Source organism: Staphylococcus sp. MSU001 (assembly GCF_052976705.1).
The window spans coordinates 140,582-153,462 of the sequence record NZ_JBRIKK010000002.1; the positions used below are offsets into that span (position 1 = coordinate 140,582).

Genomic DNA, 12,881 nt, shown 5'->3' on the forward strand with positions numbered 1-12,881 from the left:
TGTAACCTTAAGTTGATAGAACGATTAACGATAGGGGTGGAATTAAAATGAATTATTCACCAAAACAAGGTGTTAAAAGTCATGGATTGCCACATGATCCGTTCAAAAGTAGTACAGTGCCTAGACCTATAGGTTGGATTTCTACAGTATCTAAAGAAGGTAAAGATAACTTGGCGCCGTACAGTCAATATCAAAATCTTACATGGGATCCCCCAATGGTAATGTTTGCGGCTAATCAGTCAGTGCTTGGCGATCATGAAAGAAAAGATACAGTTAAAAATGCGGAAGAAACTGGTTGGTTTGTATGGAATATGGCAATATATGATTTGCGTGAAGCAGTGAATTTATCATCCAAAGCATTACCTCCAGAAGATGATGAATTTGACTTTGCTGGTGTGACGAAAGAATCGTGTATCGAAGCTCCTGGAAGTAGGGTAAAGGAATCACCTGTTCATTTTGAATGTGAATACGTTCAAACAGTAAGAATTCCCACTGGAGACCCTGTTTCAACTGTAGATATAGTCATCGGTCGTGTAGCACAAGTGCATATTGACGATAAAGTAATTATGGACAACGGAAAATTAGACATTAAGTCAATCAGACCTATAGCACGTCTCGGTTATTATGATTATACGGTTGTCGATGAAATATTTGAAATGAAAGCACCTGCAGCGTCGAAAGAAGAATTGGCTGGACTAGAAGGTCGAAATTTTGACAACACTAATAAAGAATCATGATACATCAAAAAGAATGAAATCATTTTCATATTGAATTCGTCGTTCAGATTCATTAATGAGAACTAGAAATTTAAAAACTTGATATAAGCGTATTTTAAATTTACCTATACAAAGCCAATAGCTAAATATGCCTAGGGCAATGATGTCCTAGGCTCTTTTAATAATTACAAAATTTTTAAATACTATGTTTTGTTATAGAGATGTTGGTATGTTTTACAGCTTTGAAAAAAGATCATACGTAGCCATTAACAAAGTGACCGATTAAACTTAAGAGTCCTACTAAAAAAAGGCATACACCGGGTATAAACATTTTTTCTTTAGCATCTATCGGTTTTGAATGATAGATAATTTGACTTAAAACGATAAGCACAACACCAATAATCATAGCGATGATTGATATGGTAAACATAAATAGTCCTCCTTCGGTGATGAGCAACTTTACATTTTATGAAGAAAAAATCTACTTACTTATACTATTCCCATTTTAACCTTTTTATAGTTGTTTTAAAGTGAAATTTTTTAAAAAGTATGAAATTGATTTAAAAAAAGATATTTTGTTTATGAAAAGTAAATTTAATGAGGGATTGAAAATGAAAAACAGTGATTGTGGAAGTATGAGAGTATATAAAAAGAGTAGAATAGAATTCAATTTGAATTCATTATTCTACTCTTTAATCGTGTATAGAATTATTTGCAAAGAGTTAGTTGTACGATTACAAGTTTTATTGAGCTGTAACGTCTAGCTGAACGTCAATATTACCACGTGTTGCTTTTGAGTATGGACAGAATTGATGTGCTTGCTCCACAAATTTCTCAGCATCTTGTTGGGACATATTTTCAAGTGTGACTTTAATATCTGCGCCAAGTTTAAAACCATTGTCAGTATCATCTTTAAGTAATTCAATAGTGATTTCAACTTCTGGGTTGGCATCACTTATTTTATTTTGAGATAAGATTAATGATAGCGCGCTATTAAAGCATGCACTATATCCAGCAGCAAATAATTGTTCAGGATTAGTATCGTTGCCTCCTTGACCACCCATTTCCTTAGGTGTTGCAAGGTTTTGAACAAATGTATTATCTGGACTAAAAACGCGACCATCACGTCCACCATTTGAAATCATTGTAGTTGAGTAAATAGAATTTGCCATTATAAAAACTCCTTGTTTTTGAATTACACTTAACTTGATATATTATTTAAATAATTAAGTGTGTGAAGAAGTGTAATACCAAATTACTAATAATTACAAGAAATTTGTTTTTTAAATTTGTTATTTTAGGTTCATTATCTACAAATCTATGAAATTATGTATTATAATGTGATATGTATATTTTTGATTAAATCATGTAAATCTATTTAAAGAATAATACAGGTAACTTTATTAAAGGAGTATGTGTAAATGAAGAGAACAGATAAAATTGGTGTCTACCTCAAGCTGTCATGTTCTGCGTTGTTACTTAGTGGTTCGCTGGTTGGTTATGGCTTCACAAAAGATGCTTTTGCAGATTCAGAAAGTACATCATCAAATGTTGAAAATACTTCTAATAGTAACTCCATCGCTGACAAAATCCAACAAGCTAAAAATGATATTAAAGATTTGAAAGAACTTTCTGACGCAGATATCAAAAGTTTTGAAGAACGTTTAGATAAAGTCGATAATCAATCAAGCATTGACCGTATTATAAATGATGCAAAAGATAAAAATAATCACTTAGAATCGACAGACTCTAGTGCCACATCATCAAAAACTGAAGATGACGATACATCTGAAAAAGATAATGATGATATAACTAAAGACTTAGATAAAATTCTGTCAGATTTAGATTCAATTGCTAAAAATGTTGATAACCATCAACAAGATGAAGGAAGTGTTTCTAAACCTAGCGACTCAACAACCGATGAAGAAGATGATTCAAATAATAAAGTACACGATACAAGTGCTAGTATACGTAATGCAACTACTGATGATTCTGAAGAGTCAGTTATTGATAAATTAGATAAAATCCAACAAGATTTTAAGTCTGACTCTAATAATAAGCCTTCTGAACAAAGCAATCAGCAAGCATCACCATCTAATAAAACAGAAAATAACAAAGAAGAATCTAGTACAACAACAAACCAATCTGATAGTGATAGTAAAGACGATAAAAGTAATGATGGTCGTCGCTCAACATTAGAACGTCTAGCATCAGATACTGATCAAATTAGGGATTCAAAAAATCAACATGTCACAGATGGAAAACAAGATATACAAGCAATTACACGTTCACTACAAGGTAGTGATAAGATTGAAAAAGCACTTGCTAAGGTACAAACTGACAATCAATCACTAGATTCTAATTATATAAATAATAAATTAATGAATTTAAGAGCACTAGATACAAAAGTAGAGGATAATAACACTTTATCTGATGATAAGAAACAAGCGCTTAAACAAGAAATTGATAAAACTAAGCAAAGTATTGACCGACAAAGAAATATTATTATAGATCAACTCAATGGTGCTAGTAATAAAAAACAAGCAACCGAAGATATCTTAAATAGTGTTTTTAGCAAAAATGAAGTAGAAGATATAATGAAACGTATTAAAACAAATGGCCGAAGTAATGAAGATATCGCTAATCAAATTGCCAAGCAAATCGATGGTCTTGCATTAACTTCTAGTGATGATATTTTAAAATCAATGTTAGATCAATCTAAAGATAAAGAAAGTTTAATTAAACAACTGTTGACGACACGACTTGGTAATGATGAAGCAGATCGTATTGCCAAAAAATTGTTAAGCCAAAACTTGTCGAATTCTCAAATCGTAGAACAATTAAAACGTCATTTTAATAGTCAAGGAACAGCAACAGCTGATGATATATTGAATGGTGTGATTAATGATGCTAAAGACAAAAGACAAGCGATTGAAACAATATTACAAACCCGTATCAATAAAGACAAAGCTAAAATTATCGCTGATGTTATTGCGCGTGTACAAAAGGACAAATCAGATATCATGGATCTCATTCACTCTGCGATTGAAGGCAAGGCAAATGATTTATTAGGTTTAGAAAAACGAGCAAAACAAGCTAAGAAAGACTTAGAATATATTTTAGATCCTATAAAGAATAGACCATCCTTGTTAGATCGTATTAACAAAGGTGTCGGTGATTCTAATTCAATATTTGATAGACCAAGTTTACTTGATAAACTTCACTCAAGAGGATCTATTCTTGATAAATTAGATCATTCGGCACCGGAGAATGGATTATCTTTAGATAATAAAGGTGGCCTTTTAAGTGATCTATTTGACGACGATGGTAATATTTCATTACCAGCGACAGGTGAAGTCATCAAACAACATTGGATGCCAGTGGCTGTTGTACTCATGTCATTAGGTGGGGCGCTCATCTTTATGGCTCGTAGAAAAAAACACCAAAATTAATTTGAAAATGATATATACTAATAGACATCATCAATCTTATGTGTAGTTAAACAATTACACAGTTAATGATTGAGTTGTCGCAATGCTTACTCAAAGTTTATAACAAGAGTCAGTATAAAAGAGTAGGACTAAGAATTTAAAATCAATTCTGTCCTACTCTTTTTTGACATGCAATAACGATCGTTATATATAATGAATAATATACTTTTAGAAATCACTTGAGCAAAATATAAAAACGGACTTTTCAATGTAAACTTACTCTAATATAGTTATTGAATATAAAATAAGCACAAAGATGCATTGTAAATTTGAATACATCTTTGTGCTATTATTTTGTGGGTAATACCTCAAATAATTTTAAATTTTTACTATTTACCTTTAATGTAATCTAAATCTTGAGCATCTTCTGCATCAATAGTTCTGAATGAAATGACACCTAATCCTTTAACATTTGATTCAGAAATAACAATTGAACCGTCGTCATTAACTTTTTCAACGAAAGCAACATGACCATACTGTGTATCAGCACCTAATTGTCCAGCTTCAAACACAACTGCAGTATGATTTTTAGGTGTGTGCGTTACCGTATAGCCTTCACTTTCAGCACGGTTATTCCAATTATGAGCATCACCTAAGTCACCAGAAATGGATGAATCAAATTGATTCATACGGTGGTACACATACCAAGTACATTGACCATGTGGGTAAGGTGATGTACCGGAAGTTTCAGTAAATGGTTTGAAGTCATTACCAGACACATCTGTACCTATTGATTTGTTGTATTTCTTCATGTTAGGCATTTTTTCTTTGTCAAAAGATGTTAAATGATAATGTTTAATAATACTATTTAATTTTTTAGAATAATTAGGATCTGTGGCGTATGAGCGTGACAGATGTGAAGTAGCATCTTTATATGATAGAGCTTCACTCTTCCAAGTTGGTTTATAAATTGACGGATTACCATCGATACCATGTTTGATTAAATCTGCATAATCTTCAAGAGATTGTTTAGTACTTGGGTATTTACGGAAACCTGCTTGGATACTAAACATATGATTACTGCTATCAGCTTCTAAAGTATTAAAAGTTACAGATTGTCCTTTGTAGTCACCTTTGATTCCAAACAAGTTATGATTTGGTGATTGTGCAAGTGAACTTTTTCCAGAGTCAGATTCTAAAATAGCTTGAGCAATCATAACTGATGCATATATATCTTGGTCTTTTCCAATCTGATGCGCATCTTTAGCAATTGATTGAATGAAATCACGTGTGTCTTGACTGTCAACAACATTAAATGAATCAGAAGATAAGTCACCATTGTCTAATTCAGGTAGTTGTTGGAAAAGACTTGTTGAACGTGTATTTGAGCGTTTAATGTCATCCTCGAATGATTGTGCAGGTTTTGATTGATGTTTTAATTCATCATCTGTTGGTAATTGTGGATTCTTGTCAGCATGATCACTTTGAGATGTTTTAGTGTGACTTGTATTCTTGCTTTTATTGTAATCTTTTTCTGTTTTCTTAGCATCCTGACTATATTCATCTAAAATAGAGTCTAATGCTGAATCTGTAATACTAGAATATTTCTTGTTACGTTCTGAGCTATCATCATTCGCTTGAGTTTGTTTTTGCTCAGAAGAAGATTGATTTTTGTTTGTATCTACGTCTTCGCCTTCTTGATCTTCTTTATCCATTTCTCCAAGTAAATCACTGACGTCAGAATCGTCTTGGTGGTTAGTTGTCTTTTCTTTTTCATCGTTTGATGGTTCTTGATCTTGTTTAGCAGACGACTGTGAGTGATTTTGATGTTGTGATGGTTGTTTTGTCTGATCTGCTTGATCTACTTGATCTTTTTCGTCATTAGAAGAATGGTTTGTCTTTTGTGGCTGTTCGTAATCTGTTATATCAGAATCGAAATCAAATAAATTTTGGATGAGTGACGTTAAACTAAAACTATCTTCGTATTTATTCGGTTCCCAGTATTTAGAAAAATCTACTGACTGAGACTTAAAATTATCATAAAGTTGATCAACTAAATTATCATCTTTCATTTTATAGTTGCGATGTGTTGAGTCAGCTGATAATGATTTATTAGAGTCTTTGTCCTTGCTGTCAGAAGTGCTTTTTTTATCATCAGAATCGTGTTTAGAATCATCGTTGTTAAATTCATCTTTTTCAGATTGCTTTGATGTTTCTTTTTGTGCTTGATGTTGTTCCATTTTATCTGAACTTGTATTTTTATTAGATGAATCTTCAGCAAAAGCTGTTTGTGTAGCGAAGGTTGGCGTGATAAGCGCCGTCGATAGTAAATATACTAAAAATTTATTTTTCTTCATCTTATGTGTGCTCCCTTGAAAATTATTTTTAGTTATTGTCATAACAAATGAGAATTTGATATAATTTATCTTATGGTTTATAAAGTTGACAAGTATCAACAAAAATGAATTACGCCTTAATGTAAATATTATACTAATCAACATTAGAAAAATAAATCCTTTTAATCAAATTTTAATATAATATGTGTATCATCTTTACGTAAGCAAAAAAATATGCACATTTAAGTAATCATCTGTAAGGAAATGTATTACAATAAAAAAGAATAATGATAAATAGGAGTGTGAAAATGAAAAACGCACTAAAACTTTTTATCACGGATTTAAAAAGAGTTGCTAAAACACCAGGGGTATGGGTCATCTTAGCTGGTTTAGCAATTCTTCCTTCATTCTATGCATGGTTTAACCTCTGGGCTATGTGGGACCCGTATGGTCATACAGGACATATCAAAGTTGCCGTAGTGAATGAAGACCAAGGTGAAAAAGTTCGTGGTAAGAATATTAATGTAGGAAATAAAATGGTCAAAACTTTAAAAAAGAATGATAGTTTTGACTGGCAATTTGTGAGTAGAGAAAAAGCTGACCATGAAATTAAAATGGGAAAATATTATGCAGGTATTTATATACCGAAGAAATTTACACATGAAATCACTGGTACTTTAAGAAAACATCCTCAAAAGGCGGATATAGATTTTAAAGTAAATCAGAAGATTAATGCCGTAGCAGCTAAATTAACCGATACGGGATCGTCGTTTGTAATTGATAAAGCAAATAAACAATTTAACAAAACCGTAGCAACCGCTTTACTTTCTGAAGCTAACAAAGTCGGACTATCAATTGAAGATAATGTACCTACAATCAATAAAATTAAGAGTGCTGTATATCAAGCTAATAATTCATTGCCTAAAATTAATCAATTTGCAGACAAGATTATTGAACTAAATAAACATCAAGATGATTTGGATGCTTATGCTAATCAATTTAGAAGTTTAGGAAAGTATAAAGGGAATGTATTAGATGCTCAAGAAAAACTTAATGCTGTTAATTCGTCTATTCCGGCACTTAATGAAAGGGCTAAGTTGATACTTGCACTTGATAGCTACATGCCAAATATTGAAAGAATTTTAAATGTTGCTGCTAATGATGTTCCAGCACAATTCCCTAGAATCAATAGAGGTGTCGATATTGCAAGTGAAGGAATTGATGCAGCGAGCGGTCAGTTAAATGATGCAAAAGGTTATTTGACTCAAGCTAAAGCGAGAGTGGGAGACTATCAAGAAGCAGCGGGTCGCGCTCAAGATGTGAATAACCAAGCAAATCAAAATTTAAGAAATCAAGCATCAACTACACCCCAAAGCGCTATAAAATCATCTCATTCGGAAGGGAAGAGTCATTCAAACATTAAAACAGTACCTGTGAGTCAATCAGGTGAGAATCAACCCGTATACAGTGATAACATTTTATCTAACAGTGATGTAAAATCAATGAATACAGCTTTAACAGAAGCTTTATTATCATTATCTAATCAAACAGATCAACAAGCACAAGCTACCCAACAAGACATTAAGTCATTAAAAAATATAGCATATGGTGTCATCGCTTCAGATAAACCATCAGAGTTTAAAGAACCATTAAAAAATATAAAATCACGCTTAGAAAACGCATCTAAGTATAATCAACAATTTATAGATATCTTGTCAGAGTTGGAAAAAAGTGAACATGTTGATTTATCTAATGAAATTAAGCAAGTGAAAGAAGCAAACAATAGCATTAATGATAATTTAAAAAGTACCAATCAATTAATAGATGCATTGTCAAATGGTAGCTCCGGACAATTAGAAGCAGTCAATGTATTACGTGACTTACCTAACTTAAATAAAAGGTTAGATACATTACGAAATTACATTAAAAAAGAACTTAATCGTAATTTACTAGCTGTTTCTAATGAGATTACTGATCAACTTAATAAAGGTCAAAATACATTATCGACAATCCAGTCTAAATTAAATACTATTAACCGAGTGATTAACGCTGGTCAAGATATTTTAAATAGCGGTAAAAAGAGAATTGATACGATTCAAACTGCATTGCCAGCGATCGAAAACGCATATATAAATGCAATGCGAACTGCACAGGCTTACTTCCCAACAGCTAAAAAAGATGTCGCGAAAGCCGCAGACTTTGTACGTAATGACTTGCCTGGATTAGAGAGAGAACTAGCCAATGTAACACAGTCTGTAAACCAAAAAATACCATCTTTATTTAGTCGTTATGATAATGCTGTAGATTTATTAAACGAGAAACAGCCTCAAGCTAAAGAAGCACTTGCTTCGCTTGCCGATTTCTCAGAAAATAAATTGCCAGATGTTGAGAAAGACTTGAAAAAAGCAAATAAAATCTTCAAAAAGTTAGATAAAGATGATGCTGTAGATAAGTTAATAGATACACTGAAAAATGATTTGAAGAAACAGGCGGATATTGTTGCTAACCCTATTAATAAAAAAACGACAGATGTGTTCCCAGTAAAAGATTATGGTTCTGGCATGACGCCATTCTATACTGCATTGTCTATTTGGGTTGGAGGATTATTAATGGTTAGCTTATTATCTGTGGATAACAAACACGAACACTTACAACCTATTATGACGAAGAGACAAGTGTATCTTGGTAAATCTGGTTTCTTTTTCTTATTAGGTATCATACAGGCATTAATAGTATCTATCGGTGATTTAGTTATCCTTAAAGCATCGATAGAATCACCGATATTATTTGTCTCTGTTGCCGTGTTTAGTTCACTCGTATTTAACTCGATCATTTACACATCTGTATCATTGTTAGGTAACCCTGGTAAGGCTGTTGCTATTATCTTACTTGTGTTACAAATTGCTGGTGGTGGAGGTACATTCCCAATTCAAACAACGCCAGAATTCTTCCAAGCGATATCTCCATATTTACCATTCACGTATTCTATCGACGCATTACGTGAAACAGTTGGAGGTATAGTTCCAGAGATACTGATTACGAAAGTGATTATTTTAGGTTTATTCGGAATTGGATTCATGGTTGTAGGTTATTGCTTGAAACCTGTGACTGATCCTATTATCCGTAAAATTGCTGAAAAAGCTGACGAAAGTAAAGTAACTGAATAAAGATCAACGATTTTACTTAATTAATGTTAGAACAGTATGATTTAAAATGATACTTACAGGAAAACATGTTGTATTGTTCTTATCTTAGAAAGATAAGTTAAAAAACGGTTATTCACCTTAACAGAAGGTGGATAACCGTTTTTGTTTATCCTAAGTTTAACAGTGACAGATTTTATTGCTATAGAAACAGGCACAGTTGTAATTATCGATGCTTCTCTTATATGAAAGAAAAATCTATGATTAAGTCAGTTCAAGTAACATGATGTTTTATTCAATTGATTTAAATTAAAAATTGATGCAACACGTTTATTTAAGATGCCTCATCTTTACTAAAACTGACTATTATATCCATATTACCAACAAAGTTAATATATTGATCTTCAGAAGTTAAAATAAAATGATCACCCTTATCGATTTTATATACTTCGTTATTGATTGAAACTTGCCCGTGGCCGTTAATCATTGACACTAAGCAATAAGTGTGTGGTTTTTGAAAATCTAATATGTCTTTGATAGACCATTCTTCAACCGTAAAGAAATGATTAGCAACAAATTGAGTGTATTGATTGCCATTTATCATTTCAGTCTTAGGTGTTGTATTAGGTTCAGTTGTAGTGATATCAATAACATCTTTACTTTGGTTTAAATGTAATTCACGCGTATGACCATTTTTATCTTTTCGGTCATAATCGTATATACGATATGTTGTATCTGAGGATTGTTGGGTTTCCAAAATGAGTATTCCGGAACCAATAGCATGAACTGTACCGGCTGGTACATAAAAGAAGTCACCCGGTTTAACAGGTACATGTTTAAATAAATAGTCGAATTCATGATGATCAATCATATGTTCAAGTTCATTTTTACTTGTAGCATTAACACCATAGATAATTTCAGCACCAGGTTGAGCGTCTAAAATATACCAACATTCAGTTTTACCGTATTCGCCTTCATGTTTAAGTGCATATTCATCATCAGGATGTACTTGTACTGACAAAGGATTATGTGCATCTAGAATTTTAGTGAGAAGTGGAAAATCTTTACGTGAGTCATTTCCGAAAAGTGCTTTATCTACGTCCCAAACTTGTTTTAAAGATTTCCCCTTATGTTTTCCGTTAAGAATTGTGTTGGGACCGTTTTTATGTGCGGAAATTGCCCAGCATTCACCCGTAGAATTATTCGGAATATCGTAACCAAATTGAGTGAGATTGGTGCCACCCCATAAACGTTCTTGAAATACGGGTTGAAGAAAAAGTACCATTTGTCATACGCTCCTTTATATCTCTTTTAAAATATTAAATATTTCATCACGACTTTGAGCATGAATTAACTCATCACGCGTATTATCTTTCATGAGTGTTCGTGATAAACGTTGTAGCAATTTTAAATGTGTATCGTTATTATCATTGGGAACAGCTATAAGGAAAATGAGCTGAGGATTGGATTCATCTAGACTTTCCCACTCTACACCTGCTTTATGATTTAATACAGCGACGATAGGACGTTTAACTGCATAAGATTTAGTATGTGGTATTGCAACGTTCATTCCGATAGCAGTTGTTGACTCAGCTTCTCGTTTAAGGATTGCGGTTCTTACCTCTTCTATATTCGTAATGTAATGACGATGGCATAACTTTGTAAGTAATCTATCAATCGCTTGATCTCTTGTCATTGGTTCCTTGGTAATTTCAATGAGTGATTTATCGAACACCATATGATGTGAGGATTGTGTAGTGTGATTAGTAGATTGGTCATCAGAAAATACATTGTCAGTTCCAACAGAAGTATCATTTCCACTACTGTTTTTTGCTATAGCAGGGGTGTGACGCTTAAACAACAAGACTGTGAACATGGTTACTAAGCTTCCAACGAGAACAGCTACAAAGAACCATAAAATATTACTGATGCCACCTAGTACAGCGACAATAGGACCTCCATGAGCAACTTTATCACCGACACCTCCAATCTCCGCTATTACTGAAGCAATCATCGCGCCAATCATATTAGCTGGAATGATTCTTAGAGGATCTTGTGCAGCAAAAGGGATTGCTCCTTCAGTGATACCAAATAATCCCATCGTAAATGATGCTTTACCCATTTCTTGTTCTGCTTTATTAAATTGGTGTTTACGAACAAACGTTGCTAAACCTAAACCAATCGGTGGTGTACATACTGCAACAGCAACCATTCCCATCACAGTGTAGTTGCCTTCAGCAATTAATGCAGAACCGAATAAAAATGCTACTTTGTTAACTGGACCTCCCATATCAAAAGCAATCATCGCGCCAATAATAATAGCAAGAATAATGATGTTAGCCCCTTGCATTCCTTTTAACCATGATGTTAATGCACCAAAAATATTCGAAATTGGTGCGCCTATTACAAATATAAAAATGAGACCAACTATTAATGAAGATAGAATAGGTATAATGATGATAGGCATAATAGGGGCCATAGCTTTAGGAACTTTAATCTGTTTAATCCATTTTGCAATATAGCCCGCTAAGAAACCTGCGACGATACCACCAAGGAAACCAGCTCCTGCTTCACTTCCATATAAACTACCATCTGCAGCAATGGCACCACCAATCATACCTGGAACAAGACCAGGTTTATCAGCAATACTCACCGCGATATAACCTGCAAGGATGGGAACCATAAATTTAAACGATAAACTACCAATATTTTCAATAGATTTCCAAAATGAATCTTCGGGGATAACTAATCCTTTTGGAGTGGTGTGTCCTCCAAGAGTTAAGGCAATAGCTATGAGTAAACCGCCAACGACGATAAATGGCACCATGAAAGATACACCATTCATTAAATGCTGATACACCATTTGAATATTACTTTTATGAGATTCTTCCTGATCTCTAGACATATTTGTAGAAATATTTTGATCATGGTAAATTTGTGCATCTTGGTCAATCACGCGCTGTATTAATTCCTTGGGTCTATGAATACCTTCACGTACACTTTCATTGATGAGAGGTTTACCATTAAATCTTGATAAATCTACCTGTCTATCGGCAGCAATGATGATTCCATCAGCTTCTTTGATTTCTTTAGAAGTGAGCACATTTTCTGCTCCGACGCCTCCTTGAGTTTCAACCTTAATATCAACGCCCATATCTTTTGCCGCTTGTTCTAATTTTTCTTGAGCCATATATGTATGAGCAATTCCATTTGGACATGATGTAACTGCAAGTATTTTCATAGTATGCACGCTCC

8 protein-coding genes are annotated in these 12,881 nt (G+C 33.3%); 3 read left to right on the forward strand and 5 right to left on the reverse strand.

Annotation, left to right across the window (positions count from 1 at the left end; all coding sequences use genetic code 11):
* Positions 1-47 precede the first annotated feature (47 nt).
* Positions 48-737, forward strand: a complete 690-nt coding sequence (locus tag ACVBFA_RS01825; protein WP_126122470.1) for a flavin reductase family protein — start codon at positions 48-50, stop codon at positions 735-737.
* 232 nt (positions 738-969) lie between these two features.
* Here ACVBFA_RS01825 and ACVBFA_RS01830 read toward each other — a convergent pair whose 3' ends face one another.
* The gene (locus ACVBFA_RS01830) at positions 970-1,146 is read right to left on the reverse strand and encodes a hypothetical protein (protein ID WP_001831885.1); all 177 of its coding nucleotides are present in this window, start codon (positions 1,144-1,146) and stop codon (positions 970-972) included.
* 313 nt (positions 1,147-1,459) lie between these two features.
* The gene (locus ACVBFA_RS01835; RefSeq protein ID WP_001831844.1) at positions 1,460-1,888 is read right to left on the reverse strand and encodes an organic hydroperoxide resistance protein; all 429 of its coding nucleotides are present in this window, start codon (positions 1,886-1,888) and stop codon (positions 1,460-1,462) included.
* Positions 1,889-2,137: 249 nt separating this feature from the next.
* On the opposite strand from ACVBFA_RS01835, the gene ACVBFA_RS01840 reads away from it, so the two are divergent.
* Positions 2,138-4,168, forward strand: a complete 2,031-nt coding sequence (locus tag ACVBFA_RS01840; RefSeq protein ID WP_126122472.1) for an LPXTG cell wall anchor domain-containing protein — start codon at positions 2,138-2,140, stop codon at positions 4,166-4,168.
* 368 nt (positions 4,169-4,536) lie between these two features.
* Here ACVBFA_RS01840 and ACVBFA_RS01845 read toward each other — a convergent pair whose 3' ends face one another.
* On the reverse strand, positions 4,537-6,504 hold the full coding sequence (locus tag ACVBFA_RS01845; RefSeq protein WP_126122473.1) for an amidase domain-containing protein: 1,968 nt from the start codon (positions 6,502-6,504) through the stop codon (positions 4,537-4,539).
* Between the two features lie 287 nt (positions 6,505-6,791).
* Between ACVBFA_RS01845 and ACVBFA_RS01850 the strand changes: the two genes are divergently transcribed.
* Positions 6,792-9,650 (forward strand): YhgE/Pip domain-containing protein, encoded by a 2,859-nt coding sequence (locus ACVBFA_RS01850; protein ID WP_002501388.1) that lies wholly within the window; start codon positions 6,792-6,794, stop codon positions 9,648-9,650.
* Positions 9,651-9,960: 310 nt separating this feature from the next.
* On the opposite strand, the gene manA is transcribed toward ACVBFA_RS01850, so the two are convergent.
* On the reverse strand, positions 9,961-10,911 hold the full coding sequence (manA, locus tag ACVBFA_RS01855; protein ID WP_126122474.1) for a mannose-6-phosphate isomerase, class I: 951 nt from the start codon (positions 10,909-10,911) through the stop codon (positions 9,961-9,963).
* Between the two features lie 15 nt (positions 10,912-10,926).
* Positions 10,927-12,867 carry a fructose-specific PTS transporter subunit EIIC gene (locus ACVBFA_RS01860; protein WP_447158768.1) on the reverse strand — a complete coding sequence of 647 codons (1,941 nt, stop codon included), beginning with the start codon at positions 12,865-12,867 and terminating at the stop codon, positions 10,927-10,929.
* Positions 12,868-12,881 lie beyond the last annotated feature (14 nt).

Bases quoted from the DNA above. Each gene is read 5' to 3' on its own strand.
- ACVBFA_RS01825 (WP_126122470.1), top strand. From the start codon at position 48: ATGAATTATTCACCAAAACAAGGTGTTAAAAGTCATGGATTGCCACAT.
- ACVBFA_RS01830 (WP_001831885.1), bottom strand. From the start codon at position 1,146: ATGTTTACCATATCAATCATCGCTATGATTATTGGTGTTGTGCTTATC.
- ACVBFA_RS01835 (WP_001831844.1), bottom strand. From the start codon at position 1,888: ATGGCAAATTCTATTTACTCAACTACAATGATTTCAAATGGTGGACGT.
- ACVBFA_RS01840 (WP_126122472.1), top strand. From the start codon at position 2,138: ATGAAGAGAACAGATAAAATTGGTGTCTACCTCAAGCTGTCATGTTCT.
- ACVBFA_RS01845 (WP_126122473.1), bottom strand. From the start codon at position 6,504: ATGAAGAAAAATAAATTTTTAGTATATTTACTATCGACGGCGCTTATC.
- ACVBFA_RS01850 (WP_002501388.1), top strand. From the start codon at position 6,792: ATGAAAAACGCACTAAAACTTTTTATCACGGATTTAAAAAGAGTTGCT.
- manA (WP_126122474.1), bottom strand. From the start codon at position 10,911: ATGGTACTTTTTCTTCAACCCGTATTTCAAGAACGTTTATGGGGTGGC.
- ACVBFA_RS01860 (WP_447158768.1), bottom strand. From the start codon at position 12,867: ATGAAAATACTTGCAGTTACATCATGTCCAAATGGAATTGCTCATACA.